General features: G+C 67.1%; 25 protein-coding genes. 11 read left to right on the forward strand and 14 right to left on the reverse strand.

The genetic code is table 11. The annotated features are described in order from the left end of the window. Positions 1-56 precede the first annotated feature (56 nt). The 4 genes from CLM74_RS01785 to cyoE are packed head-to-tail and all read left to right on the forward strand — an operon-like array spanning position 57 to position 3,465. Positions 57-773, forward strand: a complete 717-nt coding sequence (locus CLM74_RS01785) for an SURF1 family protein (protein ID WP_080150744.1) — start codon at positions 57-59, stop codon at positions 771-773. Between the two features lie 50 nt (positions 774-823). Continuing rightward, positions 824-1,393, forward strand: a complete 570-nt coding sequence (locus tag CLM74_RS01790; protein ID WP_033830168.1) for a hypothetical protein — start codon at positions 824-826, stop codon at positions 1,391-1,393. A 10-nt stretch (positions 1,394-1,403) separates the two neighbouring features. After that, positions 1,404-2,567 carry a COX15/CtaA family protein gene (locus CLM74_RS01795; RefSeq protein WP_025878285.1) on the forward strand — a complete coding sequence of 388 codons (1,164 nt, stop codon included), beginning with the start codon at positions 1,404-1,406 and terminating at the stop codon, positions 2,565-2,567. Positions 2,568-2,571: 4 nt separating this feature from the next. Next, complete coding sequence (gene cyoE, locus CLM74_RS01800) at positions 2,572-3,465, forward strand: heme o synthase (RefSeq protein WP_033830169.1); 894 nt, start codon at positions 2,572-2,574, stop codon at positions 3,463-3,465. A 123-nt stretch (positions 3,466-3,588) separates the two neighbouring features. Here the strand turns inward: cyoE and CLM74_RS01805 are convergent, their stop codons facing one another. The 6 genes from CLM74_RS01805 to rpsU all read right to left on the reverse strand — a co-directional run bounded on the left by CLM74_RS01805 (position 3,589) and on the right by rpsU (position 8,785). Then, positions 3,589-4,560, reverse strand: a complete 972-nt coding sequence (locus CLM74_RS01805) for a bile acid:sodium symporter family protein (RefSeq protein WP_025878282.1) — start codon at positions 4,558-4,560, stop codon at positions 3,589-3,591. A 40-nt stretch (positions 4,561-4,600) separates the two neighbouring features. After that, a complete protein-coding gene (locus tag CLM74_RS01810) occupies positions 4,601-5,101 on the reverse strand; it encodes a protein tyrosine phosphatase family protein (RefSeq protein ID WP_105163304.1) in 501 nt (166 codons plus the stop codon). Positions 5,102-5,127: 26 nt separating this feature from the next. Continuing rightward, positions 5,128-6,867 carry a DNA primase gene (gene dnaG / locus CLM74_RS01815; RefSeq protein ID WP_025878279.1) on the reverse strand — a complete coding sequence of 580 codons (1,740 nt, stop codon included), beginning with the start codon at positions 6,865-6,867 and terminating at the stop codon, positions 5,128-5,130. A gap of 60 nt (positions 6,868-6,927) precedes the next feature. Further along, entirely contained in the window at positions 6,928-7,887 is a 960-nt protein-coding gene (locus CLM74_RS01820; protein WP_059065748.1) for a YihY/virulence factor BrkB family protein, read from the reverse strand. A gap of 105 nt (positions 7,888-7,992) precedes the next feature. After that, positions 7,993-8,436 carry a GatB/YqeY domain-containing protein gene (locus CLM74_RS01825; RefSeq protein ID WP_032975623.1) on the reverse strand — a complete coding sequence of 148 codons (444 nt, stop codon included), beginning with the start codon at positions 8,434-8,436 and terminating at the stop codon, positions 7,993-7,995. Between the two features lie 133 nt (positions 8,437-8,569). Then, complete coding sequence (rpsU, locus tag CLM74_RS01830; protein ID WP_002808376.1) at positions 8,570-8,785, reverse strand: 30S ribosomal protein S21; 216 nt, start codon at positions 8,783-8,785, stop codon at positions 8,570-8,572. Positions 8,786-8,951: 166 nt separating this feature from the next. Here rpsU and tsaD point away from each other — a divergent pair, with 166 nt between their 5' ends. Next, positions 8,952-9,977, forward strand: a complete 1,026-nt coding sequence (gene tsaD / locus CLM74_RS01835) for a tRNA (adenosine(37)-N6)-threonylcarbamoyltransferase complex transferase subunit TsaD (RefSeq protein WP_105163305.1) — start codon at positions 8,952-8,954, stop codon at positions 9,975-9,977. A gap of 41 nt (positions 9,978-10,018) precedes the next feature. On the opposite strand, the gene CLM74_RS01840 is transcribed toward tsaD, so the two are convergent. Then, entirely contained in the window at positions 10,019-10,678 is a 660-nt protein-coding gene (locus CLM74_RS01840; RefSeq protein WP_105163306.1) for a hypothetical protein, read from the reverse strand. Positions 10,679-11,043: 365 nt separating this feature from the next. Here CLM74_RS01840 and folB point away from each other — a divergent pair, with 365 nt between their 5' ends. The 4 genes from folB to CLM74_RS01860 all read left to right on the forward strand — a co-directional run bounded on the left by folB (position 11,044) and on the right by CLM74_RS01860 (position 15,794). After that, positions 11,044-11,397 (forward strand): dihydroneopterin aldolase, encoded by a 354-nt coding sequence (folB, locus tag CLM74_RS01845; protein ID WP_025878255.1) that lies wholly within the window; start codon positions 11,044-11,046, stop codon positions 11,395-11,397. Between the two features lie 91 nt (positions 11,398-11,488). Further along, positions 11,489-12,760, forward strand: coding sequence for a mechanosensitive ion channel domain-containing protein (locus tag CLM74_RS01850; RefSeq protein WP_105163307.1), 1,272 nt, complete (start codon positions 11,489-11,491; stop codon positions 12,758-12,760). Positions 12,761-12,888: 128 nt separating this feature from the next. Continuing rightward, positions 12,889-15,063 (forward strand): glycoside hydrolase family 3 N-terminal domain-containing protein, encoded by a 2,175-nt coding sequence (locus CLM74_RS01855; RefSeq protein WP_105163308.1) that lies wholly within the window; start codon positions 12,889-12,891, stop codon positions 15,061-15,063. A 137-nt stretch (positions 15,064-15,200) separates the two neighbouring features. Further along, complete coding sequence (locus CLM74_RS01860) at positions 15,201-15,794, forward strand: hypothetical protein (protein WP_033830175.1); 594 nt, start codon at positions 15,201-15,203, stop codon at positions 15,792-15,794. Positions 15,795-15,900: 106 nt separating this feature from the next. On the opposite strand, the gene CLM74_RS01865 is transcribed toward CLM74_RS01860, so the two are convergent. After that, positions 15,901-17,067: a PQQ-dependent sugar dehydrogenase gene (locus tag CLM74_RS01865; RefSeq protein WP_025878249.1), complete on the reverse strand. Its 1,167-nt coding sequence runs from the start codon at positions 17,065-17,067 to the stop codon at positions 15,901-15,903. A gap of 171 nt (positions 17,068-17,238) precedes the next feature. On the opposite strand from CLM74_RS01865, the gene yiaA reads away from it, so the two are divergent. Further along, positions 17,239-17,691, forward strand: coding sequence for an inner membrane protein YiaA (yiaA, locus tag CLM74_RS01870; protein ID WP_105163309.1), 453 nt, complete (start codon positions 17,239-17,241; stop codon positions 17,689-17,691). Positions 17,692-17,798: 107 nt separating this feature from the next. Here yiaA and CLM74_RS01875 read toward each other — a convergent pair whose 3' ends face one another. From CLM74_RS01875 to CLM74_RS01900, 6 genes are all read right to left on the reverse strand, one after another. Next, positions 17,799-18,146, reverse strand: coding sequence for a hypothetical protein (locus CLM74_RS01875; protein WP_025878246.1), 348 nt, complete (start codon positions 18,144-18,146; stop codon positions 17,799-17,801). Positions 18,147-18,228: 82 nt separating this feature from the next. After that, positions 18,229-19,530 carry an amino acid permease gene (locus CLM74_RS01880; RefSeq protein WP_033830177.1) on the reverse strand — a complete coding sequence of 434 codons (1,302 nt, stop codon included), beginning with the start codon at positions 19,528-19,530 and terminating at the stop codon, positions 18,229-18,231. Beyond that, complete coding sequence (locus CLM74_RS01885; protein WP_025878244.1) at positions 19,527-20,291, reverse strand: L,D-transpeptidase family protein; 765 nt, start codon at positions 20,289-20,291, stop codon at positions 19,527-19,529. Before CLM74_RS01885 ends, CLM74_RS01880 begins: the two co-directional genes overlap by 4 nt. A gap of 12 nt (positions 20,292-20,303) precedes the next feature. Next, a complete protein-coding gene (locus CLM74_RS01890) occupies positions 20,304-21,152 on the reverse strand; it encodes a MurR/RpiR family transcriptional regulator (protein WP_032975614.1) in 849 nt (282 codons plus the stop codon). A gap of 400 nt (positions 21,153-21,552) precedes the next feature. Next, positions 21,553-22,647: a dipeptide epimerase gene (locus tag CLM74_RS01895; protein ID WP_025878242.1), complete on the reverse strand. Its 1,095-nt coding sequence runs from the start codon at positions 22,645-22,647 to the stop codon at positions 21,553-21,555. Further along, positions 22,648-24,093, reverse strand: a complete 1,446-nt coding sequence (locus tag CLM74_RS01900) for an SH3 domain-containing protein (RefSeq protein WP_080150761.1) — start codon at positions 24,091-24,093, stop codon at positions 22,648-22,650. A 132-nt stretch (positions 24,094-24,225) separates the two neighbouring features. On the opposite strand from CLM74_RS01900, the gene CLM74_RS01905 reads away from it, so the two are divergent. Beyond that, positions 24,226-25,698 carry a transglutaminase-like domain-containing protein gene (locus CLM74_RS01905; RefSeq protein ID WP_105163310.1) on the forward strand — a complete coding sequence of 491 codons (1,473 nt, stop codon included), beginning with the start codon at positions 24,226-24,228 and terminating at the stop codon, positions 25,696-25,698. Positions 25,699-25,717 lie beyond the last annotated feature (19 nt).

Below are 25,717 nucleotides of genomic sequence, written 5' to 3' on the forward strand. Positions count from 1 at the left end.
CGCGGCTCGAGGGCAGGGTGGATGTGCCTATCTGACCGCGTTTGCGCGGACTTGTCATGATGCGCCAGCACACGCGCCTGATCGGCTGGCTGATGGCGTTGCTGGCGATGGCCGGATTCACCGCGCTGGGGCTGTGGCAGCTGCAGCGGATGCAGACCAAGCAGGCGTTGCTGGATGCACAGGGGCCAGCTGTGGCGCAGGCGCTGCCGTTGGCGCAGGCGCTGGCGGCGCAGGGCGCGCTGCATGGCGTGGCCGATCACGGTCGCTTCCTGCCGGGCGTGGTGCTGCTGGACAACCAGACCCGCCACGGCCGCGCCGGAGTGAAGATCTATCGTCCGTTCCGCAGCGATGCGGGCAGCGTGTTGCTGGTGGACCTTGGCTGGCGCGCGCTGCCGCCGGACCGCAGGTTGCCGGTGGTGCCGGCACCGCCGTCGCCGGTGGCCGTGCGAGGCCTGTTGGCGCCGCCCCCTTCGTCCGGGCTGGCGCTGGGGCCGGCGTTCACTACCACCGATGTTGCAGGGCGCTGGCTGGCCAGTCGCCTTCCCGCCGATGGCCTGGCTGCGGCACTGGGCCTGCCATCGTTGCCCGAGCGCGTGCTGCGGCTGGACCCGGCGCTGCCGTTCGGCGATGAGCGCGATCTCGACCTGCTGCCGAACACGCTGCCGCCGCAGCGCCACCTGGGTTACGCCGTGCAGTGGTTCGGGCTGGCGCTGACCGTGCTGGTGGTGGCGCTGGTACTGGAATGGCGCAGAAGACGGCCCGTTGCCCGGTAGTGCCGGCCGCTGGCCGGCATCCCTTTCCCAACCATGAGAAAATGCCCTGCATGAACACTGCTACCTCCCCGCAGGCGCGCGGCAACGGCCGCCGGACCCTGGTGCTGCTGTTCGCCGTTTTCTTCGGGGCGATGGCGCTGGCCGCCCTCCTGCGTTTCTCCGGCTGGCAGCCAACCGCGCACCGCAATGCAGGGCAATTGCTGAAGCCGCCGGTGGATCTGCGCCAGCAACCGCCGACGCTGGCCAATGGCGCGGCCTACCCCTGGAACCCCGAGGCGCGCACATGGCGCCTGTTGGTGGCCCCGGCCGGAGCCTGCGACGCGCAGTGCGTCACTTTGTCGCAGGGACTGGGCAAGGTGTGGCAGCTGTTCGGCCATAACGCCGATAATGTCGAGATCCTGTGGCTGGGAACGCCACCGGCGTCGATCGCCTCGCTGCCCGCGCTGCGGCCGCTGGCCCCGTCGCCAGCCCTGCGCGCGGCGCTGCCTGGCGTCGATGATCCGGCGGGTCTGCCGGTCTACGTGATCGATCCGAACGGCTTCGTGATCATGCGTCATGCCCCCGGGAGCGATCTCGGCGGCCTGCGCAAGGACATGGCCACGTTGCTGAAACTGAAGTGAGTCCCGTTTGATGAGCCTTTCCGCGCGTCCGGCGCTGCACCGCAATTTCCACCGCCTGGCGTGGTTCGCCATGATCATGACCGCGAGCACGATCATGTTCGGTGCCTTCGTGCGCCTGTCCGATGCCGGCCTGAGCTGCCCGGACTGGCCGACCTGCTATGGGCAGGCGACCTGGCCGCAGCACGTGGAAGAGACCATCGGCCACCCGGCAGCGGAGATCCGTCCGCTGGAAACACACAAGGCCTGGCGTGAGCAGGTGCACCGCTTCCTGGCCGGCGCGCTCGGAATCGAGATCCTGACCCTGGCCCTGCTGGCCACGCGCAAGCGGCGTTTCGGAAGCACGGCGGTGGTCACCGCCTGCGTGCTGGTGGCCGCGGGCATACCGCTGTACATGATGGGCTGGCATGGAACCGCCAGCGCACTGGCGCTGGTCGGCGAGGCCATCCTGCTGATCGCGGCGCTGCGCTGGAGCAACATCGACCTGGCGCGCGCTGCGCTGCTGACGTTGGCGGTGGTGATCTTCCAGGCGCTGCTGGGCATGTGGACGGTGACCCTGCTGCTCAAGCCGATCGTGGTGATGGGTCATCTGCTGGGCGGCATGCTGATGTTCGGCCTGCTGGTGTGGATGGCCTGGCGTGCCACGCACATGCCGATCACCCTGGCTGAGGCGCCGAAGCTGAAGTGGCTGCTGCGCATTGGCGTGGCGGTGCTGGTCACCCAGATCGCGCTCGGTGGCTGGGTCAGCGCCAACTACGCGGCGCTGGCGTGCGGCGGCGGCAGCGCCTCGCTGGACAACTTCCCGCGCTGTGCCAACCAATGGTGGCCGCAGCACAACTTCGCCGAGGGCTTCACCCTGTGGCGCGGTATCGGCGTGGACTACGAAGGCGGCGTGCTCGACGGTGCCTCGCGCATCGCCATCCAGATGGCCCATCGCCTGTTTGCCATCGTCGTTGCCGTTTACCTGCTGTGGCTGGGCCTGCGCCTGTTCCGGCTGCCGAGCATGCGCGGCTGGGCTTCGGCCCTGGTCGCGCTGCTGGTGCTGCAGGTCACCCTCGGCATCCTCAACGTGAAGCTGGCGCTGCCGCTGGAAGTGGCAGTGGCGCACAACGGCGTTGCCGTTGCCCTGTTGTTTGTATTGGTCAGCCTGCTGGCCCGCCTGCGTGCCCCGGACTGATCCCATGTTTTCCAACTATCGCCAGTACTGGGACCTGACCAAGCCCAAGGTCGTTGCCCTTATCGTCTTCACCGCCCTGGTCGGCATGGTCCTGGCCATTCCCGGCGTGCCCAGCTGGGAGCAGGTGCGTGCCGGCCTGCTCGGCTTCCTCGGCATCTGGCTTGCCGCGTCCGCCGCTGCAGCCATCAACCAGCTGCTGGATGCGCACATCGACGCGCAGATGGCGCGCACCTCGTGGCGTCCGCTGGTGGTGGGCAAGGTCAAGCCGTGGCAGGTGCTGGTATTCGCCGGCGTGCTGATCGTGCTGTCGATGGCGATCCTGGTGCTGTGGGTGAACTGGATCACCGCGGTGCTGACCTTCGCCTCGCTGATCGGTTATGCGGTGATCTACACCGTCTACCTGAAACGTGCGACCTCGCAGAACATCGTCATCGGTGGTCTGGCCGGTGCGATGCCGCCGATGCTGGGGTGGGCGGCGGTAACCGGCATGCAGGGGCAGTCGGACTGGGCGTACTCGTCGCTGCTGGTGCTGATCATCTTCATCTGGACGCCGCCGCACTTCTGGGCGCTGGCGATCTTCCGTCGCGAGGATTACGCCAAGGCGGAAATCCCGATGCTGCCGGTCACCCATGGCGTGGTGCACACGCGCAAGCAGATCATGGCGTACTCGGTGGTGCTGGCGCTGGTCTGCCTGCTGCCGTACCTGGTTGGCATGAGCGGAGCGTTCTACCTGGGCGGGGCGATCGTGCTCAACGCGGTGTTCCTCTGGTACGCCTGGCGCATGCTCAACCCGCCGGACGAGCTGTTCTCGATGAAGATGTTCAGTTACTCCATCGTCTACCTGATGGCGCTGTTCGCCTTCCTGCTGGTGGACCACTGGATCCTGCCCTGGTTGTGACGGGGTGACGCCGCCGGGCATGGCCCGGCGCTACCTGTGAAACATCCACGCATGGCGTGGATCTACTTTTGTGGGCGCGGCCGACAGTAGATCCACGCCATGCGTGGATGGCTGTTCCACAGGTCAGGGCGCGCGCTTGGCATACCGTTGCGCGATCACCCCGCAGACGATCAGCTGGATCTGGTGATAGATCATCACCGGCAGCACGATCGCGCCGAGGCTGCCGCCAGCGAACAGCACCTTGGCGATCGGAACGCCGGTGGCCAGGCTCTTCTTCGAGCCGCAGAATACGATGGCGATCTCGTCTTCGCGGTTGAAGCGCAGGCGGCGGGCGATGAAGGTGATCAGCGGCATGGCGATGCCCAGCAGTACCGCCGCCACCACCGCCACCGCGAACAGTGACAGCAGCGGCGTCTTGCTCCACAACCCCTCGGTAACCGCTTCGCCGAATGCCGAGTACACCACCAGCAGGATCGTGGCCTGGTCGGTGTAGCGCAGCAGCGCGCGCTGCCTCTCAACCCAGCCGGCGATCCACGGGCGCAGCAGGTGGCCGGCCACGAAAGGCACCAGCAGCTGCAGCATGATGCCGCCGATGGCATGCAGCGGGTCGTGCACGCCGCCGGAGGTACCGGCCAGCGCGGTCAGCAGCAGGGGCGTGAGGAACACGCCGAGGATGCTCGACAGCGAAGCACTGCACACGGCCGCCGGCACGTTGCCGCGCGCCATCGAGGTGAACGCGATGGACGACTGCACGGTGGAGGGCAGGGTGCACAGGAACAGCACGCCCAGGTACAGCTCAGGCGTCAGCAGCCAGCCGGACAACGGCTTGAACAACAGCCCCAGCAGCGGGAACAGGATGAAGGTGCAGGCGAGGATCGTCAGGTGCAGGCGCCAGTGCAGCATGCCGCCGATGATCGATTCGCGCGGCAGGCGCGCGCCGTGCAGGAAGAACAGCGCGGCGATGGCGACGGTGGTGACATCGTCGAGCACCAGGGCGGCGGCGCCTTTCATCGGCAGCAGCGAGGCCAGGCCGACGGTGCACAGCAGGGCGAGGGTGAAGTTGTCCGGTCGCAGGCGCGACCACCAGCGGGTCATGGTGGATGGGCTCCTTGGTGCGGGGGGATTACCCCGGGAATCAGGGGGTGGGAGAAGGGATCGCCAGACGCTCGCGGGTGGCCGCTTCCAACGACTTCAGGCCGGCTCGCTGGCCCAGTTGCAGCGCCTGTTCCGGGCTGGCGTGTTCGTAGCGTGCGTTGACCAGGCCGAGCACGGCACCGGCGCGGTTGCCGGAAGCGCAGTGCAGCAGCACCGGCCCCTGGCTCTGCTGCAGCGCCTGGTGCACGGCGCGCAGGTTGGTGGCATCCAGGCCCTCGGCGCCGGCTACCGGGATGCGCACATAGCGCAGGCCGAGCGCTTCGGCCTCGCGTGTTTCATCGAAGCCGCGATCTTCATCGGGTTGGCGCAGGTCGATTACCGTGCGCACGCCTTGGGCAGCCAGTTCGTGCAGTTGCGCGGCCGTGGGCTGGCCACCGGCGTAGAGGCCGGGGCGGACTTCAGAAAGAACAGGGTCCGCAGCCCAGGCCGGCAGGATTGGGCAGAGCGACAACAACAGCAGGCAGGTCAGGCGCAGCAGCATGCTCTCTCCGGGGATGTGTTCTGCCGCTACAGGCGCAGATTGGCGCGCGCCTTCAGCAGCTCGCGCATCTCGTACTTGTCAGTATCGTCCAGACCCTGTTGTCGCTGCTTGGCGTTGAGGTCGTCGATCCGCTGGAACAGCAGCTGCTTCTCCAGCTGGCCGACCGCGTCATGCAGTTCCACCGTCCACATCGCTTCATCGCCCGCCAGCGTCTGCGCGGCCAAGGTGTGCAGCGAGGCCTGTTCTTCGCGGCCGTCGAAATGCTCCAGCAGGGCGCCGGTACTGATGTCCGGGCGCTGTTCGACCAGCCCCAGCAATTCCAGCAGCAGCTCAACGCCCGGCAGGCGCAGGCCCTGGAAGTGGTGCTTGCCGCCCAGGGTCAGGGCCAGCGACGGCTGCTGCAGCAGGACGGCGATCGCGCCACGCACCAGGCTGCGCTTGGCCGCCGGCTGGATCGTGCGCGGAGCGGCGCGTTGCGGCATCTGCGGCCGGCCCGCCTGCGCGTTGCCGCCCAGGCCGGTCAGCTGTGCCAACTGCTGCTTCATCAGGTCGCCGAAGGCACCATCGGGAATCTGCGCCAGCATCGGCTTGGCGCGCTCGGCCAGCCGTGCCTTGCCATCCAGCGTGCCCAGGTTGATCTCGCGGGTCAGCTCGTCGAAGAAGAACTGCGACAGCGGCGTGGCCTGCTTCAAGCGTTCGTCGAAGGCCTCGGCGCCTTCCTTGCGCACGATGCTGTCCGGGTCTTCGCCGTCGGGCAGGAACAGGAAGAAGGCCTGGCGGCCGTCCTTCATGCGTGGCAGCACCGATTCCAGCGCCTTCCAGCCGGCGCGGCGGCCGGCGGCGTCGCCGTCGAAGCAGAAGAACACGTCCGGCGCGTTGCGGAACAACAGTTCGGCGTGGTCCGGCGTGGTTGCCGTGCCCAGCGTCGCCACCGCCTGGGTGACGCCGAACTGGAACAGCGAGACCACGTCCATGTAGCCCTCGACCACGATCAAGCGCTCGATCTTCTGGTTGGCCTGGCGCACCTGCCACAGGCCGTACAGCTCGCGGCCCTTGTGGAACAGCGCGGTCTCGGGCGAGTTGAGGTACTTGGGGCCGTCATCCTTCTCGAACACGCGCCCGCCGAAGGCGATCACCCGGCCACGGCGGTCGAAGATCGGGAACATCACCCGGTCGCGGAACTTGTCGTAGACGTGGCCGCGGTCGTTCTTGGAGAACAGGCCAGCGCGGTCGAGCAGCTTCATCCGCCGCTCGTCCTTGCCCAGTGCGTCGCGCAGGCCGCTGTAGCCATCAGGCGCATAGCCGATCTGGAAGCGTGCGCGGTTCTCTTCATCCACGCCGCGGCCATCGAGGTAGCTGCGGGCTTTCTCGCTGCCCTCAAGGTTCTTCTGGAAGAACTTGGTTGCCGCGTCCAGCGCCGAATACAGCTCGCGACTATCATCCTGCTGCTGGGCGCTGCGCGGGTTCTCGCTGCGCGGCACTTCCATGCCGGCACGCTTGGCCAGTTCATCCACCGCGTCGAGGAATTCGAGGCGGTCGTAGTTCATCAGGAAGCTGATGGCCGTGCCGTGCGCGCCGCAGCCGAAGCAGTGATAGAACTGCTTGGTCGGCGAGACGGTGAAGGAGGCCGAGCGTTCGTCATGGAACGGGCAGCGCGCGGCGTACTCCTTGCCCTGGCGCTTCAACGGCACGCGGCTGCCCACCACCTCGACGATGTCGGAGCGGGCCAGCAGGTCGTCGATGAAAGCGTCGGGGATACGGGCCATGGGCAACGAGGCAGGGCGCGGCGGCAGCCACGCGGAAGGGGGGAAGTCAGTCCCCCTAGTTTACCCCTTGCCGGCCACGTTCCCGGGCGCGTTCGCCGCAGTGCCAGGGTCGATGCCGGCAGCCAGCAGATGATGGCGTGCGCGCAGGCGTTCATCGATCACCGCGGTCATCAGCGCGCCGACGAAGAAGACCACGGTGGCGTAGTAGATCCAGACCAGCGAGATCACCAGCGCACCCATCGAGCCGTAAGCGCTGCCCGGTGCGACGGTGGCGATGTACACGCCGATGCCATAGCGGCCGAGTGCGAACAGCGCCGAGGTGATGAGGCCGCCGATGAAGGCCTGGCGCCACGCCACGCGCCGGTCCGGCAGGTAGTGATACATGAAGGCGAAGCCGACCGCGTACAGCAGCAGGCTGGTCAGGTAGCCGATGGCCGGCAGGATCGAGGGCAGCTGCGCAAAGGCCACCTGCAGCACGGTGGTGGCGGTCATCGACAGGATCAGCAGGAAGCCCAGCGCCAGCACCACGCCGAAGGAGAACACGCGCTTGCGCAGCCAGGCCTTGATGCCCTCCAGGCGTTCGCCGCTGGTGCGGAAGATCAGGTTCAGTGCGTTCTGCAACTGGGCAAACACCGCAGTGGCGCCAACGAACAGCAACAGCGTGCTCCACAGCCCGGCCAGCGATCCGACGTCGGGCTGGTTGTCGGCATTCTTCAGCACGGTTTCGGCCACAGTCGCGGCACTGCTGCCGGCCACCGAGCTGATCTGGTCGACCAAGGCCTGCTGTGCCGGCGGATACAGCGAGGCGGTCAGCCACAGCAGCAGCACCAGCAGCGGCGCCATCGACAGCAGGGCATAGAAGGAAACCGAGGCGGCCTGGGTCAGCACGTCGATTTCGACGAAGCGCTTGACGACGGCCATCGGGAAACTGTCCTGCAGGCGCTTGATGTACTTGTGCAGGGACGCGGGGCCGCCGTGCGGCGCGCTGTCTTCGGGGGCGTGGGACGTTGGATCAACCATGCCGGAGTTGTAGCAGCACCACGTCGAAGACGCGGTGAAGCAGGTGCGCAGGAGCGCGTCCCGCAGTCCCTTCGCAGTGCGGAAGGGACCCGGGTCTGGCGTTGCTTACGACAGCGCCTGCTTGACCAGCTTGGATACCAGGCCCATGTCGGCCTGGCCGGCCAGCTTGGGCTTCAGCGCGCCCATCAGCTTGCCCATGTCGGCCGCGCTGCTGGCGCCGGTTTCGGCGATGGCCGCCTGGATGGCCGCGACGATCTCGGCTTCGCCCATCTTGGCCGGCAGGTAGGCTTCGATCACCACGATTTCGGCGCGCTCGATTGCCGCCAGGTCTTCGCGGTTGGCCGCTTCAAACTGGCTGACCGAGTCCTTGCGCTGCTTGACCATCTTGTCGAGCACCGCGATCACGGCGGTGTCGTCGAGCTCGATGCGCTCGTCGACTTCCTTCTGCTTGATGGCGGCGTTGATCAGGCGGATGACGCCCAGCTTGTGCTTCTCGCCGCCCTTCATGGCGGCCTTCATGTCTTCGGTGAGCTGCTGCTTCATGCTCATGACGAACCTCGTGGTGGTAGTGGGGCAGGGCGGATGCCCGGGCCCGGAAACGCAAAAAGCCGGCGACGCTCGCGCGTGCCGGCTTCGACTCCATCGCGGCAGGGAATGCCCACCGCAATGAAGATGCGTCCGATCAGTACAGGCGCTGACGCTTGGTAACGTCGCGCGACGAGCGGCGCAGCTGACGCTTCACAGCAGCGGCGGCCTTGCGCTTGCGCTCCTGGGTCGGCTTTTCGTAGAACTCGCGCTTGCGGGTTTCGGCCAGCACACCGGCCTTTTCGCAAGTGCGCTTGAAGCGGCGAAGAGCAAACTCAAAGGGTTCGTTCTCGCGGACTTTGACGCTGGGCATGGAATCTCCGGGACACAGTAGAACCGGGTCACGCCCGGCGAGCCGCACATTATAGTGGCGAATAAACAAACTGCAAGCCACAAATCCTGAATAGGGGCAAGTTGTTGGATTGCAGTGAGGCCTGCCAGTTCCCCGAGGGGTTGGCAGGGGCGTCATAATAGCAGGCATGCGAGTCCTTGGCATCGAATCTTCCTGTGACGAGACCGGCGTGGCGGTGTATGACACCGACCTGGCCGGCAGCGCTGCCCTGCGCGCCCATGCGGTCTACAGCCAGATCGCCCTGCACGCCGAGTACGGCGGTGTGGTGCCTGAACTGGCCAGCCGTGACCACGTGCGCAAGCTGCTGCCGTTGATCCGGCAGACGCTGGCCGAGGCCGGGCTTGGCGTGAACGACATCGACGGGGTGGCCTACACCGCCGGCCCCGGCCTGGTCGGGGCGCTGCTGGTGGGTGCCGGCGTGGCCCGGTCGCTGGCCTGGGCGCTGGAGGTCCCCGCCGTGGGCGTGCACCACATGGAAGGTCACCTGTTGGCGCCGCTGATGGAAGACGATCCGCCGCAGGCCCCGTTCGTGGCGCTGCTGGTGTCCGGTGGCCATACCCAGCTGGTGGCCGTCGATGCCATCGGCCAGTACCGGTTGCTGGGCGAAACCCTGGACGACGCCGCAGGCGAAGCCTTCGACAAGAGCGCCAAGATGATGGGCCTGCCGTACCCGGGCGGGCCGCAGCTGGCCGCGCTGGCCGAGCAGGGCACGCCGGGCGTCTACCGCTTCACGCGGCCGATGACTGATCGCCCGGGCCTGGATTTCAGCTTCTCCGGCCTGAAGACCCAGGTCCTGATGGCCTGGCGCGACAGCGACCAGAGCGAACAGACCCGCGCCGACATCGCCCGTGGCTTTGAAGACGCCGTGGTCGAGACCCTGTGCATCAAGTGCGAACGCGCGCTGGAAGCGGCCGGCACCAATGTGATCGTGGTGGCCGGCGGCGTGGGTGCGAACAAGCGCCTGCGCGCCCGCCTGCAGCAGATGGCCGAGCGCCTCGGCGGCCGCGCCTGCTTCCCGCGGCCGGCGTTGTGCACCGACAACGGCGCGATGATCGCCTTCGCCGGCGCGCTGCGCCTGCTGGCGGGCCAGCACAGCCCCCCGAAGGTGGACGTCACCCCGCGTTGGGACATGGCGACGCTGCCGGCGGTGTGAGCCCCGCAACCGGTAGCGCCGGGCCATGCCCGGCGGACGCATTATGGACGCCCTGCCAACGGCGAGGCCGCCAGCACCGTGGTGGCCCGTTCATGGCGCTGCAGCCATGCCAGCGTGTGCGGGCACCGGGCGTGGATCAGCCGCCCGATCGCGGCCAGGTCGGCGCCGATGTCGCGCTCAAGGATCGGTTCGTGGTGGGCGATGCGGTTGCGCAGTTGGCGGATGCGTCCGATGTCTGCGTGGATGGCTTTCCTGGTGACACTGGGATGGGCCGAAGGCGCATGGCGTAGAACACCGCTGAGTGCTGGTATCCACAGCGAAGCGTCGAAGCGGCAGGTGAAGAGCTGCTGCCAGAAAACCATCGGCAGGTTGGCGACGATCTCGGGCGTGTCGGTGGTACGGCCGGTGACCAGTTCCAGTGCGGTTCTCGCCGAAGCGGATGAAGATGCCGGCAACCTGCGTCGGAAGGCATCATTCCACGGCCATCGAGGCCCATGTTGCCGGGCCAGCGCCGATGCGGCTGCGTTGCGGATGACCACTTCGCACAGATGCACCGGCATCATCAGCGCACCGCACATCCGCATGTTCCACAGGTACAGGGATTCGGCGGTGACACCTGGGCTGCAGGCCGATGCAATTCTCTCGTAGGTCGACAGGCGCTCCGCTGACAGAGCGCGCCTCAATGCATCGTATGCAGCCATCGTGATGTGCGGTGGTGAAGGAAGGGTCGATGCTGGCCAGAGACGGCGGCGATCACCATCGGGGAACGCCGTTGCCTGCGTGCCTGATTTCCTGTGTTTCGGCTCGGACGAATTCCGTGAGTTGCTTTGTCGCAATTGGCCTTGACCGGCGATTGGGTCCTTGCCTAACCTCAGTGCCTGCGCCACCGGGACCCGCGGCTTGAGAAAGCTCCCCCCGGGGACAAAACGGTAGTACCAAAGGGCCCCGCTAGCAGGGCCCTTTGTCTTTTCCAGACCTTGCGAATGCCCGGCGCCCCGCCTCCGTTCCGGGCAGGCTCACTGCCGTCCCGTTACCATGGCCGCCTGTTTTCCGGCTGGTAACCGCAATGGACAAGGTTTTCATCGAAGGGCTGACGATCGACGCCCTGATCGGCATCTACGATTGGGAGCGGCGGATCCGCCAGGACCTGGTGTTCGATCTGGAGATGGGGTTCGACAACCGTCGCCCGGCCGCCAGCGATGACATTGCCCATACCCTGAACTACAAGGCGGTCAGCAAGCGCCTGGAGCAGTTCGTGCGCGAATCGGAGTTCGGCCTGGTGGAGACCCTGGCCGAGCGCTGCGCGCAGATCGTGCTGGACGAGTTCGACGTGAAGTGGCTGCGCCTGAAGCTGAGCAAGCCCGGGGCGGTGCGCGGTGCACGTGCGGTCGGCGTGATCATCGAACGCTCGCGGGACTGACACGCCGGTAGTGCCGGCCGTCGGCTGGCAACCCCCGGTAGTGCCGGCCGCTGGCCGGCAACCTCAACAGCAATGAAGAAGGAGACAACCGATGGTGGACGCAGTGGTGGCGGTACAGTGGCTGGAAAAGCTGCAGAACACACTGGAACCCTATCCTGGCGCCTACCTGGCGTTGATGATCTCGGCGCTGCTGGTTGCCGCCGGCCTGGCCAACTGGGTGACCAAGCGCATCCTGCTGCGCGGCCTGCGTCGCCTGCTCAACCGCATGCCCGGCGCCGATACCGGCCGCGGCAGCCATCTGATGCGGGTCATTTCGCGGCTGTCCAACGTGGTGCCCAGCCAGGTGATCGCCTCGGGCATCCGTATCGTGCCGGACCTGCCGCCGGGCCTGGTCGGCTTCATCATCGGTGCCTGCCAGGCGTGGGCGATCCTGACCGTGGTGCTGGCGCTGTCGCATGCGCTGGATGCGGCCAACGACCTGTACGAACGTCGCCCCGAGGCGCGCAACAAGCCGATCAAGGGGTACCTGCAGGTCGCCAAGATCATCATCTTCGTGATCGCCGGGCTGTCGATCGTTGCCACCCTCGCCGGTGTCGACCTGCGCTACCTGGTCACCGGCCTGGGCGCGGCCACCGCAGTACTGATGCTGATCTTCCAGGACACCATCCTGTCGCTGGTGGCCAGCGTGCAGATCAGTGGTGATGGGCGTATCCGTATCGGCGACTGGATCGAGATGCCCAGCCAGAATGCCGACGGCGATGTCATCGATATCGCCCTGCATACGGTGACGGTGCAGAACTTCGACAAGACCATCACCACCATCCCGACCAAGAAGCTGGTGACCGAGTCGTTCAAGAACTGGCGCGGCATGCAGGAGGCCGGTGGCCGCCGGATCAAGCGCGCGCTGTTCCTGGACCAGCACAGTGTGCGTTTCATGGAGGAGGACGACCTGGCCTTCCTCGGCCAGTTCGCCCTGCTGGGCGACTACCTGCGCGGCAAGCAGCAGGAGCTGGGCCAGTGGAACGGGCGCCTGCGCGAGCAGGGCGTGGCCGAGGTCAACAGCCGCCGGGTGACCAACCTGGGCACCTTCCGCGCCTACGTGGAGCGTTATCTGGCCAGCCACCCGGGCATCCATACCGATATGACCCTGCTGGTGCGCCAGCTGCAGCCGACCACCGAAGGCCTGCCGCTGGAGCTGTACTGCTTCACCCGCAGCACCGCCTGGGGCGAATACGAGGCGGTGCAGTCGGACATCTTCGACCACCTGCTGGCGATCCTGCCGGCCTTTGGCCTGCGGGTGTTCCAGGCGTCCAGCGACGCGATGTTGATGGCCGGGCAGCGCCAGTTGGCCGGCTCGGAGTAAGCTGCGATGCCGCCGGCCGGACCGTACGGATCCGGCTGGTGGCTGAAACTGAATGACGAAACCTCTCGCCAAATCGTCCGGGATCGCTAGAATGCCGGGCTTGTAAACGTTTTCATCAAGGACTGCCGGTGGCCTCCGATCGCATCGAATCCCTCATTGCCCAGATGACCGTCGAGGAAAAAGTCGGCCAGCTGGGTGTCTTCGCGGACATGGTCCGCCCGTTCGCCCCGGACGTGAACCCGGAAGCCAACGTGCGCAATGCCGACCAGGTGCTGCAGCAGGTGCGCGAGGGCAAGGTCGGCTCGCTGTTCAACGGTGTCGGCGCCGAGCTCGGCCGCCGCATCCAGCAGGTCGCCACCGAGGAGAGCCGCCTGGGCATCCCGGTGATCCTGGCGGCCGACGTCATCCACGGCATGCGCACGGTGTTCCCGATTCCGCTGGGCGAGGCCGCCAGCTTCGAGCCGGACCTGGCCGAGCGCACCGCGCGCGCCACTGCGGTTGAAGCTACCGCTGCCGGCCTGCACTGGACCTACGCACCGGCAGTGGACATCGCCCGTGACCAGCGCTGGGGCCGCGGTGCCGAAGGTGCCGGTGAGGACGTGGTACTGGGCTGTGCCTTCGCCGCTGCCCGCGTGCGTGGCTTCCAGGGCAGCGACCTGCGGGCCGCCGACTCGCTGCTGGCCACGCCCAAGCACTTCGCCGCCTATGGCGCGGTGATGGCCGGCATGGAATACAACATGGTGGACATTTCGCCGCAGACCCTGCGCGATGTGCACCTGCCGCCGTTCAAGGCGGCCTTCGACGCTGGCGCGATCACCGTGATGTCCTCGTTCAACGACATCAACGGCGTGCCGGCCAGCGCCAACGCCGAGCTGCTGACCGACATCCTGCGCGGTGAATGGAAGTTCCCGGGCGTGGTGATCTCCGACTACACCGCCGACATGGAACTGGTCGCGCACGGTTATGCCGCCGACGACCGCGATGCTACCGCCAAGGCGTTCACCGCCGGCCTGGACCTGAGCATGCAGAGCGGCTTCTACGCCGAGCACCTGCCGGGCCTGGTGGAGAGCGGCGAGGTGCCGATGAGCGTGCTGGATGAAGGCGTGCGCCGCATCCTGTGGCTGAAGGAAGCCATCGGCCTGTTCGACGACCCGTACCGTTCGCTGGACCCGGCGCGCGAAGCTGATACCTCCCATATCGCCGCCCATGACGAACTGTCGCGTGATGCCGCGCGCCGTTCGATCGTGCTGCTGAACAACCGCGACAACGTGCTGCCGCTGCAGAAGAACGGGCAGAAGATCGCGCTGATCGGTCCGTTCGTGCAGGACCGCGACAACATCGAAGGCTGCTGGACGCTGTTCGGCGACAAGCAGCGCTACGTGGATCTGGAAACCGGCGTGCGCGCGGCCATCGGCGATGACGCGCTGCTGGAAGTGGTGCCGGGATGCGAACTGGAAGCCGCCATTGCCGGTGGCACCGAGGCGGCCGTGGCCGCTGCGCTGCGCGCCGACGTGGTGGTGCTGGCGCTGGGCGAGCCGCAGCGTTACAGCGGCGAGGCGCAGTCGCGCGTGGAGATCACCCTGCCGCCGGCACAGCAGGCGCTGGCCGAAGCGGTGGCGATGACCGGCAAGCCGCTGGTGGTGCTGCTGCGCAATGGTCGCGCGCTGGCCCTGCAGGGCGCCGTGCGCAATGCGCATGCCGTTGCGATCACCTGGTACCTGGGCACGCAGACCGGCCATGCCGTGGCCGATGTGCTGTTCGGCGATTACAGCCCCTCCGGCCGCCTGCCGGTCAGCTTCCCGCAGGTGTCCGGCCAGCAGCCGTACTTCTACAACCACCCGCGCACCGGTCGCCCGGAACTGCCGACGATGTCGGAATTCAAGGCACGCTGGCGCGAGATTCCGAACGAGCCGTTGTACCCGTTCGGCCATGGCATCGGCTACACCACCTTCGCCTACGGCGTGCCGCAGCTGAGCACTGCGCGCGTCGGCTGGGACGACACCCTGACCGTGACCACCACGCTGACCAATACCGGCGGCGTGGCCGGCGAGGAAGTGGTGCAGCTGTACATCCACGACCGCGTGGCCAGCCGCGTGCGGCCGGTGCGCGAGCTGAAGGACTTCCGCAAGGTGGCCCTGCAGCCGGGCGAGTCGGCCGAGGTGGTGTTCACCCTGACCCGTGAACAGCTGGCATTCACCGGCCGCGACGGCGTGCTGCGTGCCGAGCCGGGCCTGTTCGACGTGTGGGTGTGCGCCTCGTCGATGGCTGGTGACGCGGTGCAGTTCGAACTGCTGAAGGCCTGATCGGTAGAGCATCCACGCATGGCGTGGATCTACTGGCAATGAGTAGCGCCGGGCCATCCCCGGCGTCCTCACCCATGGCGAACACGCCGGGCACCGCCCGGCGCTACCATCGGTGCCTGATCCGATGGAGACCGCGCATGCGCACGATGGCCTACCTTGTTCCTGTCCTGTTGCTGGCAGCGTGCTCGCAGCCGGCACCGCCGCCCGAACCTGCCGCCGATGCGCCTCCGCCGATGACGGGCGCGACGCCGGCCGAAGCGGCCGCCAGCACCACGCCCGATGCGGTCGCCGCGCCACAGGCTGCGGCGGAGCACGCCAAGGATGCGGCTGCGACGCCGGCCGATGCTGCCAACCCCGCAGCACCTGCGGCGGCAGACGACGCCCGCGCGCGCATCGAGACGCTGCTCGGCGATGCGGCGCAGTATGAAAAAGTATTCACTGCCTTCAAGACAGCAGTGGTCGGTGGCGATCGCGCGGCGGTGGTTGAAGAAGTGCGTTTCCCGCTGAACATCAGCGGTGGCAGGAAGATCACCGGGCCCGGTGAATTCCAGCGCAACTACGAAAAGATCATCACCCCGGCGGTGGTCAAGGCGGTGTCCGCGCAGGACTTCGGCACGGTGTTTGTCAACCAGCAGGGCGTGATGATCGGCGATGGCCAGGTCTGGCTGACCGGCGAGTGCCTGGACAAGGCCTGCACGCGCACCGAGGTGAAGGTCGGCACCATCCAGTAACGAAAACGGCCCCGTATGCAGGGCCGTTCCAGATCGGTAGTGCCGGCCGCTGGCCGGCAACCAGGGCTCCTGCAGGTGCCGGCCAGCAGCCGGCACCACCCGGCCGTCAGGCCTTCGGCGTGAGCTTCAGCAGCCGTGCCTTGCTGCCGTCTTCCAGCAGCCACAGCGCGCCGTCCGGGCCCTGTTCCACTTCGCGGATGCGCTCGCCCATGTTGAAGCGTTCGGCCTCGCGCGCGCTGTCGCCGTCGAAGGCAACCCGCACCAGCGAGGTGGACGACAGCCCGCCGATGAAGGCGCTGCCCTTCCACTGCGGGAACAGGCTGCCGCTGTAGAACATCAGGCCGGCCGGGGAAATCACCGGGTTCCAGGTCACCTTCGGTGCGGCAAACTCCGGGCGGGTGTCATGGTCGGGAATCGGACGGCCGTCGTAGTGGTCGCCGTTGGACACGATCGGATAGCCGTAGTTGGCACCGCGCACGATCAGGTTCAGCTCATCGCCGCCGGCCGGGCCCATCTCCTGCGCCCACAGCTTGCCATTGGCATCGAAGGCGATGCCCAGCACGTTGCGGTGGCCGAGCGACCACACCTGCGCGGCCACGCCGCCCTGCGAGGCGAACGGATTGTCGGCCGGCAGGCTGCCGTCGTCGTTGAGGCGGATGATCTTGCCCAGGTTGCCGCTCATGTCCTGCGCAGGATCGAACTTCTGCCGTTCGCTCGAACTGATCCACAGCTTGCCGTCCGGGCCGAAGGCCAGGCGGTGGCCGTAGTGGCCTTCGCCACTGACCTTCGGCGTCTGCCGCCAGATCACCTTCAGGTCCTTCAGCTGGCCGCCACCGTTGGCATCGAGGGCGAGGGTGGCACGGGCCACGGCCGCGCCGCGCGTGTCCAGCGTGCCTTCCTCGGCGTAGCTGACGTACACCACACGGTTGCGGGCGAAATCCGGATGCAGGATGACGTCACCGAACCCACCCTGGCCGCCGTAGGCGACCTTCGGCACACCGGTGATTTCATGTTTCTGGCCGCTGGCCAGGTCAAGGTGCTGCAGCTTGCCGCGCTTTTCGGTGACCAGCAGGCTGCCATCGGGCAGGAAGGTCATCGCCCACGGCTGGTCGAACCGGCTGACCTCGGTGGCGGTGAAGGGACGTTGGTCTGCGCTGGCCGCGGCGGTCGCCGGGGCCTTCTGGCCAGACGCGTCAGGGCCGGCCGCGTTGCAGGCGGTGGTGGCGAGGATCGGCAACAGGCCGAGGGCGAGCAGCAGGGGCGTGCGGGTCATGGGTATCTCCAGCGGAAGGGGATGCGGATGGCCAGGCTCTCCCTTGTATACCACCGGGGCGGTGACGGTCGTGGCCCGAAGGTCCTGCTCCCCCTGTGCGGCATGGCGCGGATCGTCTAGGGTGTTGTCGCCCGGGCAAAGCATTGCCCGCCTGTCTGCCAAGGACCTGCAATGAACGCACTCCTCATCCATCGACCCTCGCCCGCCTTCATCGCCGCCTCGTGGGTGGCCCTGCTGCTGGGCGCGGTGGCCTACCTGGTCGGCCTGTTCAATGCCGAGATGCCGCTGAACGAGAAGGGCTATTACCTGACCCTGCTGCTGTTCGGCCTGTTTGCAGCGGTATCGCTGCAGAAGAGCGTGCGTGACCGCGTCGAGGCCATTCCGGTGAGCGGCCTGTACTACGCGCTGTGCTGGTTCGCACTGCTGTCGGCGCTGTTGCTGCTGCTGGTCGGCCTGTGGAACGCCACTCTGGTGCTGAGCGAAAAGGGCTTCTACGGCATGGCGTTCGCGCTGTCGCTGTTTGGCGCGGTGGCGGTGCAGAAGAACACCCGTGACCTGATTGCCGCCAACGCGGCCGAGCCCAAGCGCGCTTCGTCGATCCCGCCGCTGCCGGAACAGGAATGACCGGCTGAGGTAGCGCCGAGCGCCTGCCCGGCCCAGGCCTGCAACGCAGAAGGCGCCGAGCAGGGGCTCGGCGCTACTGGGGCTGCATCAGTCAACTGCTGGAGGGGTCAACCGTGGCGCGTCAGCCGCGGATCGGCTACATGGGCTTCATCCCAACCGCGGCGGACAGCGGCGCGGGCCTGATCCCATTCCAGGCGGCTCTTGCCGCGCTCGGTCGCCCAGCGGGACTGCAACTCCGCTTCGACCTGTTCGTAGGCGCGGATCACCTGATCGGCGCGGGTTTCGTTGAAGCGTGCTGCGTGGCCGATCTGATAGGCCGGCTCGTAGTCATCGAACAGCAGGCTGGCGTCGTAATACGGTTCGGCGCTGTAGCGGTCGCGCCAGTAGTCGGAAATGGCCTCGCGCGGGGTGCTGTCTTCCGGCACGCGACCGGGGATCTGGTAATCGGGGCTCATGGACAGAAGGCTCCGTAGTGGACGAAGCCTGATCGTGCCCATCGGCCGGTTAACGCGCCGGACCGGCAGCGTGATCGGCAGGTCAATCAGCAGCGGCATCCTTGCGCGGCAGCTTGTAGATCACCGCGCCAACGGCGAAGGCGACCAGCGCTGCGACGATGTTCTGCCAGCTGGCACTGGCAAACAGGGCCACGCACAGCAGCAGGGCCAGCACCGGAATCAACGGGCCGCCGGGCAGCTTCAGCGCGCCGGGACGGTCGGCATAGCGCTTGGCCAGTACCAGCACTGCGGCGGCCGTGCCGATGTAGGCGAACAGGCGCGTGGTCATCGACAGCAGTGCCAGCTGCACGAACGACCCGGACAGCGCCAGACCGAGGGCGATCAGGCCCTGGCAGAAGATCGCCGCGGCCGGGGTACGGAAGCGCGGGTGCACCTGCGCCAGCACCTTCGGGCCGTAGCCATCGCGGGCCAGGGCGAACAGGAAGCGCGGGCCCATCATCATCGTGTTGCTGTTGGTGCCGAGGATGGAGATGGTCGCGCCCACGGTGAGGATCAGCGCCAGCGCCTCGCCGCCGAAGCTGGAGGCCGCATCGGCCAGTGGCGTGGCCGAGTTGGCCAGGCCGGGCAGCGTGCCCTGCGCCACGATCTGCACCGCCGCGTAGATCACGGTGACGGTGACGATCATGGTGATCAGCGCGAACGGGATGTCGCGGCGTGGGTTGCGGTACTCGCCGGCTGCGGCCGGAATGTTCTCGAACCCGGCATAGGCATACAGCAACAGCAGCGCCGCCTCGCCCATGCGCTGCAGGTCGTGCGGGTCCGGGCGCTGGCCGGAGAAGGCCAACTGCGGGTCGATGTAGAACGCGCCGATGGCCACGAACAACAGCAGCGGCAGCATCTTGCCGATCACCAGCACGATGCCGGTGCGGGCGGCCGAACGCACGCCGATGATGTTCACCCCGGTGAGGAAACCGAGCGAGACAACGATGATCGCGATACGGCCCATGCCTGCGCCTGCCCACGGCCAGAACCGCGCCACAGCGTCGGCCAGCGCATTGCTGAGCGCTGCGGCCGAGCTGATGCGGGTCAGCCAGATCATCCAGCCGATCTCGAAACCGGCGAAGCGGCCAAAGGCTTCGCGCGCGTACAGGTAGCTGCCACCAGGTTCATCGAAATAGCTGGCCGCCTGCGCGTAGCACAGCACCAGCAGGGCGACGACGATGCCGGCGGCGACCACGCCCCACAGGCTGAAGGGGCCGAGCAGGGCGACCGTGGCCGCCGGTAGCAGGTAGATGCCGCTGCCGACCACATCGTTGATGGACAGGCCGACGATCTGCCAGCGGCTGACCGCGCGCTGCAGTTGGGGTTCGTCGGCGGCGCTCAACGTACGGCTCCTTCAAGCGCGGGCAGCTTCCACTGTGCCTGCAGGCGCTGGTATTCGGCCCTTGGCAACAGGACGAAGCGTGGCGTGTCCTGCGGGCGCAGCCAGTCCAGCAACGCCTGCATGCGCACCTCTGGCATCGCAGTGCAGCCAGCGGTGGCCTCGCCGGGCTGGCGCCACAGATGGGCGAAGATGCAGCTGCCCTTGCCGGGTTGGTTGTCCGGGTTGTGCGCGATCACGAAGCCTTCCCGGTAACGCACGTCACCCTGGTTGTGCAGGTCCAGCCGCATCGGTTCGGTGGAACCGGCTATGGCGGCGCTGCCCACCTTCTTCGCATCGACGATGCGGTTGTAGAACGGCGATGCTGGCACGTCCATGCAGTAGCTGCTCTCGAGCATCGGCTGATAGGTCATTGCCGTGCCGGGCCGGGTGATGGCATAGCCGAACGCGCTGCCCAGCGCGAACACACCGGCCGGACTGCGGCCATCGCCTTCCTGTTTCTGCGGACCGTCGGTCTGGGCAGGATGCAGGCCCAGGCCCCAGGCACTGCCGGTGCGACCCAGCGCCACCGGGAAGGCTTGGCCGTGCCTGCGCCAGTGCTTGCCGTCGCGCACGAAGGCCTGCAGCTGGCCCTGCGTGCTGTCCCAGGTCTCGCTGGTAACCACGATCAGTTGGCGAGCGTTGTCCAGCGGGGCAGCGTGGAGAGCAGCTGCGGCAACGAGCAGCAGCGCGGCAGATGCAAGGCGGGCCAGCAGCAGGTTCATCGGGCGCTCCGGTCAGGAATCCAGCAGGTGGTCGATCCGTTCCAGGTTCACCGCCAGCTGCTGCTGGCGATCCGGATTGGCGTGGCAGAGCAGCACGAACAGGAAATCGAGCAGGGCATGCATGGCGCTACGGTACAGCAGCTGCGCCACCTGCGGCGCGCGGTCGTGCGCGCACACCACCAGTGCCGCATCGGCATGGGCACGCAGCGGGTTGGCGGTGTGGCGGGTGATCGACACCACCTTGCCGCCCATGTCCTGGAACTGGCGCGACAGCTGCGAAAGCTGTGGCAACTTGCCGAACTCGGAGAACATCAGCAGCACATCGCCCGGGCGCGCGGCGGACAGGTTGGCCAGCATCAGGATCGGATCGGTATGCGGCACCACCAGCAGGCCGAGCAGCGACAGCCGCATGGCGAATTCGCGCGCATACAGGCCGTCGTCACCGAGGCCATGCACAAACAGCTTGGGCGCGCCGTCGAGCAGCTGCACGATGCGCTCGATCTCCTCGCGTGGGTTGGCCTGGCGGGTTTCTTCCTCGGCCTGGGCCTTGCTGCGGCGCAGGGCGTCGCCCAGGCGCAGGTAGTCATCGCTGATGTCCGGTTCGGCGGGCGCCTGCTGTGGGTCGGCACCGGCGCGGGCGACGTCCTCGCCGATGGAATATTTCAGGTCCGGGTAGCCCTTGAAGCCGAGCTTCTGGCTGAACTTGACCACGCTGGACTGGCTGATGCCCAGCGCGCTGGCCAGCTGCTGCGAGGAGTAGTCGCGCAGCAGGTGCGCGTTGTCGAGGATGAAGTCGGCGATGCGGCGTTCGATGGCCGACATCTGCCCGCGCTCGGTGCGGATTTTCAGCAGGGGCGGCATGCGGGGCGTCCGGGCATGTGTAGGCGCGTTGCGGTTGGCGGCGTAGAGCAGAGTATGTGGTGGCTCGGGCGGGTGCCAGCCGCGAAGGGGGTACGGAGTGGGGCAAAAGCAGGAGCAAGGACATCCACGCATGGCGTGGATCTACCCGGAGCTGCAGTTGAGTCCGCCTTCAAGCGAGCCGAGCACCGCAGGTCCGGCGAGGGCGAAGAGGCGCGGGTGTCTGAGCGCAGCGAGTTCCGCGCCGTCCCTCGGCGGACCGAGGAGCGCAGGGCACCGGCGTGCGCAGCACGTCGGCTCGCGGCCGGCGGAGCGTTTCTTTTGGTTACTTTTCTTTTCGCGAAAAGAAAAGTAACGCCCGACCCAACGTCAGTTGTACGCCAAGCCAGCCGCAAGGCAGAAATCAACCCAGCATCTCCAACCCCCGCACTTCGGTGATGCCCAACCCCGGCACATCGCTGATGCTGATCTCCGACTCGTTGAAGCGCACCCCGCCGCTGACCGGATCGAACTGCCCCAGCGAGGGGCCATCCAGGTCGACCTTGGTGATCACATCGCTCTTGGCTACCGCCAGGTGCACCGCTGCAGCCACGCTGATGCTGGATTCGATCATGCAGCCGATCATGCACGGCACGCCGTAGATGCCGGCGATGTCGGCAATGCGGATTGCGTTGGACAGGCCACCGGTTTTCATCAGCTTGATGTTGATGATGTCGGCGGCGCGCTGCTGGATCAGGTCCATCACCTGGCTCGGGCTGAACACGCTCTCGTCGGCCATCACCGGGGTGTTGACCCGATCGGTCACGTACTTCAGGCCGCTGATGTCGGCGGCCTTGACCGGCTGCTCCAGCAGTTCCAGCACCACACCTGCATCTTCCAGCGTGCGCATCGCATGCACCGCCTGCTTGGCGGTCCAGCCCTGGTTGGCATCCAGGCGCAGCAGCGCGCGGCCTTCGACGGCGGCATGGATCGCCTTGACCCGCTCGATGTCCACGCCGATGTCCTTGCCGACCTTGATCTTCAGCGACTCGAAGCCGCGTTCGATCGCCGACAGCGAATCGGCCACCATCTTGTCGATGTAGTCCACGCTGATGGTGATGTCGGTGGTGATCACCGGGTCGCCACCACCGAGCATCTGGTACAGCGGCGCGCCATGCAGCTGCGCCCACAGGTCGTACAGGGCGATCTCCACCGCCGCCTTGGCGCTGGTGTTGCGCTCCATCGCGGTCTGCACCAGCGTGCACAGGCGGTTGAGGTTGACCACCTCCTGGCCGATCAGGCGCGGGGCGATGAAGTGCCGGATCGCTTCGATGATCGAGCCGTGGGTATCACCGGTGATCACCGCGGTGGCAGGCGCCTCGCCGTAGCCGGTGTGGCCGCTGTCGGTGCGGATCAGCACCACCACGTCCTCCACGGTTTCCACCGTGCGCAGCGCGGTCTTGAAAGGGGTCTTCAGCGGCACGCGCAGCATGCCCAGTTCGATGGCGGTGATCTTCATTCAGGGGTTCTTGGCACGCAGGCGTTGGATGTTGGTGATGCGATCGATGTAGCGGACGCTGTCGCTGGCCATCATCGGCTCCAGCGGGGTGACCGATACGCCATTGAGGTGGGCCTGCACACGCTTGCCGTCGGCGCCGAACCAGCTGCCGCCCGCGGTATCGTGGATCACCCAGGTGCGGCCATCGACGTGGCCGATGGCCATCATCACGTGGCCGGGGATGTAGACCAGGTCACCCACCTGCAGATCGGTGACGGCGCGGTCGCGCACGGCCTTGCCGTCCTTGGCGGTGAACGGCAAGCGGTCCAGCGCGGGACTGACCGCCTGTGCGCTGGTATTGCGTGGCAGCAGCACGCCGAAGCTGCGGTAGATCTCCGATACGAATCCACTGCAGTCGCGGGTGTCGTAGTCGTGGCCCCAGCCGTAGCGCTCGCCGAGGAACTTGAACGCTTGCTGCAGCAGCAGGCGCGGAGTCAGCGGCAGGTAGTCGGCGGCGGTCTCCTGCGAGCGCGGCAGCAGCGCCGGCACCAGCTTCAGGCGGCCATCGGCCTCGCGCACCGGCAGCTGCACCACCCACGAGGCGTGCGCTTGTTGCCCGTTCACTGGCTCGGCGGCGGGCCAGTCGGCCAACACCGGCAGGCGCACGCCCATGTCCAGCTGCAGGCGCGATACGCGCGGTTCTTCGGGTGTGTAGGCGGTGTGCGCTGTGGCGGCGGTGACGACGCGGTACGGGCCCTTCGCGCCGTAGCCGAGCACCGTGGCCTTGTCACCGCTGGCCACCGCGTCGGCTTCAATCCATGCGCTGTAGCGCTCGCTGTGCACGAACAGCCAGCGGCCGTCGGTGCTGCGGTGGACGACGGCAACCTTGTCGCCGGGGAACAGTGCCGACTCCTGGAAGCGGTCGATGTCGGTATCGCCGACGGTGCTGAAGACACGCTGGCGGGTGGGGAAGGTGCGCAGCGCGGCGCGCTTCACCACCAGGGCGTAGTCCGGCGACACCTGCGACGGAACTGCGTCGAGACCGAGGTTGGCTTCGATCGCGCTGCGCACGTCCGGTGCGATGGCGCGGCCCTTGTCGTCATACAGCGCCCGCGTGGGCCAGCTCGACAGCGCGCCGATGCTGTCACGCACCTGTGCCGTGCTGAGCTGCGCAGGCAGGGTGGCGATGTCCTGGATGTGCTTGTCCTGCGCGCGCATCCGTGCGTTCTGCGCCTCGATCTGCGCGCGGTCCAGGATAGGTGCGTCGGCATTGTCCAGCCGTGCCGCCCAGTAGTCCGCGGTGAGGTAGGCCTCGTGCAGGCCGATCACGTAAGGCAGCGGGGCGCCGGGGTCGGGTGCAGGCGTGGCCGCCTGGGTGAATGCGGGTGCGCCCAGCAGGCCCAGGGCCAGTGCCAAGGTCAACCGGTGCGGCCAGTGCCGACGCGGTTCGCGGGAAGCCAGGATCATGCGCTGCACACCCTCCTCGAATGCCTGTTGGAATATTTATTCCTTTCGGCCCCGAAAGCAAGAATAAATTATTGACCGGTCTTCCGGCCCGTGTTACACAGCCGTTACCACCCGCGCTTGGGAAGTGTCGCTGTGGATCCTGCCGTTCGCAAACCGTCTCTGCCTGCCGCTGCCGGCCTGTGTGCCGCGCTGCTGCTGTGGGCGTCGGCGGCACCGGCCGCGGATCCGCGCAGCGCCACTGATCGCGAACGGGAAACCCAGCTGATCGATCTGGTCGACAGCGGTCGTTTCAGCGATGCCGATGCGTTGCTGGCGACCGCTGGCGATGCTGCCGAAAGCGCGTTCCAGCGCGAGCGCATGCGCCGCATCAAACTGGATTTCTCCCTTGACCAAGCCGCAGCCAAAGCAGCGGTACGCCGCTGGATTCCCGACCTGACCGACGAGGAATTCGCGCGCTGGGACCAGCTTGGCCTGATCGAGCATCTCGACATCGATGGCACGCGCTGGTACTTCAAACGCGCACCATCGAACCTGTTCCTGCTCAGCGATGAAGCACGCGCACGCCGCCGCGCGGATGCGCCTATGCCGGCGCCGGGCCCCAACGAGGTGCTCAACGCGCATCACGCGCGCGTAGTTGCTGCCACCGAACAGAGCGGCACGGCATCCGTGCTGCCGCAGCGCATCGAATTCACCCAATCGTTGACGGTCAAGGCGGATGCCGTACCGGCCGGCGAAACCGTACGTGCCTGGATTCCGTACCCGCGCGAGATTCCCGGCCAGCAGGAGCGCGTGCAGTGGATCGGCAGTGCACCAGGCAAGGCTCGAGTCGCCCCGGCCAGCACCCAGCAGCGCACCGCCTACCTGCAAGCCAAGGCGGTGGCCGGGCAGCCGACGCACTTTGAAATCCGCTATGCGGTGACGATCTTCGCGCGCCACACGGCAATCGATGCGACGAAGGTGCAGGCCACGCCGGATGATCCAGCATTGAAGCCCTATCTGGCCGAGCAGCTGCCGCACGTGCGCTTCACGCCGGCGCTGAAGCTGTTCTCCGAGCAGGTGCTGCAGGGCGAGACACGCCCGTATGAAGTGGTACGCAAGCTGTTCGCCGCGGTCGACCGCATTCCATGGGCCGGTGCGCGCGAGTACTCGACCCTCAGCAACATCAGCGACTACGCGTTGCGCGCCGGTCATGCCGATTGCGGGCAGCAGACACTGCTGTTGATCGCCCTGCTGCGCATGAACGGCATTCCCGCGCGCTGGCAATCGGGCATGGTGTTCTCCGACGATGGCAGCGGCTACAACAACCTGCACGACTGGGGCCAGGTCTACCTGGCGCCCTATGGCTGGCTGCCGATGGATGTGACCACCGGCGCGTTGGCCAGCGACACGCCCGCGCTGCGTGACTTCTACCTCGGTGGCCTCGATGGCTACCGCATCGCCTTCAACGACGATTTCGGCCAGGCGTTCGTGCCGGCCAAACAGCACTACCGCTCGGAAACGGTCGACTCGCAGCGCGGCGAGGCCGAGTGGTCAGGCGGCAACGTGTACTTCGACCAATGGAGCTACGACTTCCAGTGGCGGGTACTGCCAGCCGGGCAACGCTAGCGCGACACACCACCCCACC

This window comes from Stenotrophomonas sp. MYb57, from assembly GCF_002966815.1.
Taxonomy (GTDB): domain Bacteria; phylum Pseudomonadota; class Gammaproteobacteria; order Xanthomonadales; family Xanthomonadaceae; genus Stenotrophomonas; species Stenotrophomonas indicatrix.

Bases quoted from the DNA above. Each gene is read 5' to 3' on its own strand.
- CLM74_RS01785 (WP_080150744.1), top strand. From the start codon at position 57: ATGATGCGCCAGCACACGCGCCTGATCGGCTGGCTGATGGCGTTGCTG.
- CLM74_RS01790 (WP_033830168.1), top strand. From the start codon at position 824: ATGAACACTGCTACCTCCCCGCAGGCGCGCGGCAACGGCCGCCGGACC.
- CLM74_RS01795 (WP_025878285.1), top strand. From the start codon at position 1,404: ATGAGCCTTTCCGCGCGTCCGGCGCTGCACCGCAATTTCCACCGCCTG.
- cyoE (WP_033830169.1), top strand. From the start codon at position 2,572: ATGTTTTCCAACTATCGCCAGTACTGGGACCTGACCAAGCCCAAGGTC.
- CLM74_RS01805 (WP_025878282.1), bottom strand. From the start codon at position 4,560: ATGACCCGCTGGTGGTCGCGCCTGCGACCGGACAACTTCACCCTCGCC.
- CLM74_RS01810 (WP_105163304.1), bottom strand. From the start codon at position 5,101: ATGCTGCTGCGCCTGACCTGCCTGCTGTTGTTGTCGCTCTGCCCAATC.
- dnaG (WP_025878279.1), bottom strand. From the start codon at position 6,867: ATGGCCCGTATCCCCGACGCTTTCATCGACGACCTGCTGGCCCGCTCC.
- CLM74_RS01820 (WP_059065748.1), bottom strand. From the start codon at position 7,887: ATGGTTGATCCAACGTCCCACGCCCCCGAAGACAGCGCGCCGCACGGC.
- CLM74_RS01825 (WP_032975623.1), bottom strand. From the start codon at position 8,436: ATGAGCATGAAGCAGCAGCTCACCGAAGACATGAAGGCCGCCATGAAG.
- rpsU (WP_002808376.1), bottom strand. From the start codon at position 8,785: ATGCCCAGCGTCAAAGTCCGCGAGAACGAACCCTTTGAGTTTGCTCTT.
- tsaD (WP_105163305.1), top strand. From the start codon at position 8,952: ATGCGAGTCCTTGGCATCGAATCTTCCTGTGACGAGACCGGCGTGGCG.
- CLM74_RS01840 (WP_105163306.1), bottom strand. From the start codon at position 10,678: ATGGCTGCATACGATGCATTGAGGCGCGCTCTGTCAGCGGAGCGCCTG.
- folB (WP_025878255.1), top strand. From the start codon at position 11,044: ATGGACAAGGTTTTCATCGAAGGGCTGACGATCGACGCCCTGATCGGC.
- CLM74_RS01850 (WP_105163307.1), top strand. From the start codon at position 11,489: ATGGTGGACGCAGTGGTGGCGGTACAGTGGCTGGAAAAGCTGCAGAAC.
- CLM74_RS01860 (WP_033830175.1), top strand. From the start codon at position 15,201: ATGCGCACGATGGCCTACCTTGTTCCTGTCCTGTTGCTGGCAGCGTGC.
- CLM74_RS01865 (WP_025878249.1), bottom strand. From the start codon at position 17,067: ATGACCCGCACGCCCCTGCTGCTCGCCCTCGGCCTGTTGCCGATCCTC.
- yiaA (WP_105163309.1), top strand. From the start codon at position 17,239: ATGAACGCACTCCTCATCCATCGACCCTCGCCCGCCTTCATCGCCGCC.
- CLM74_RS01875 (WP_025878246.1), bottom strand. From the start codon at position 18,146: ATGAGCCCCGATTACCAGATCCCCGGTCGCGTGCCGGAAGACAGCACC.
- CLM74_RS01885 (WP_025878244.1), bottom strand. From the start codon at position 20,291: ATGAACCTGCTGCTGGCCCGCCTTGCATCTGCCGCGCTGCTGCTCGTT.
- CLM74_RS01890 (WP_032975614.1), bottom strand. From the start codon at position 21,152: ATGCCGCCCCTGCTGAAAATCCGCACCGAGCGCGGGCAGATGTCGGCC.
- CLM74_RS01895 (WP_025878242.1), bottom strand. From the start codon at position 22,647: ATGAAGATCACCGCCATCGAACTGGGCATGCTGCGCGTGCCGCTGAAG.
- CLM74_RS01900 (WP_080150761.1), bottom strand. From the start codon at position 24,093: ATGATCCTGGCTTCCCGCGAACCGCGTCGGCACTGGCCGCACCGGTTG.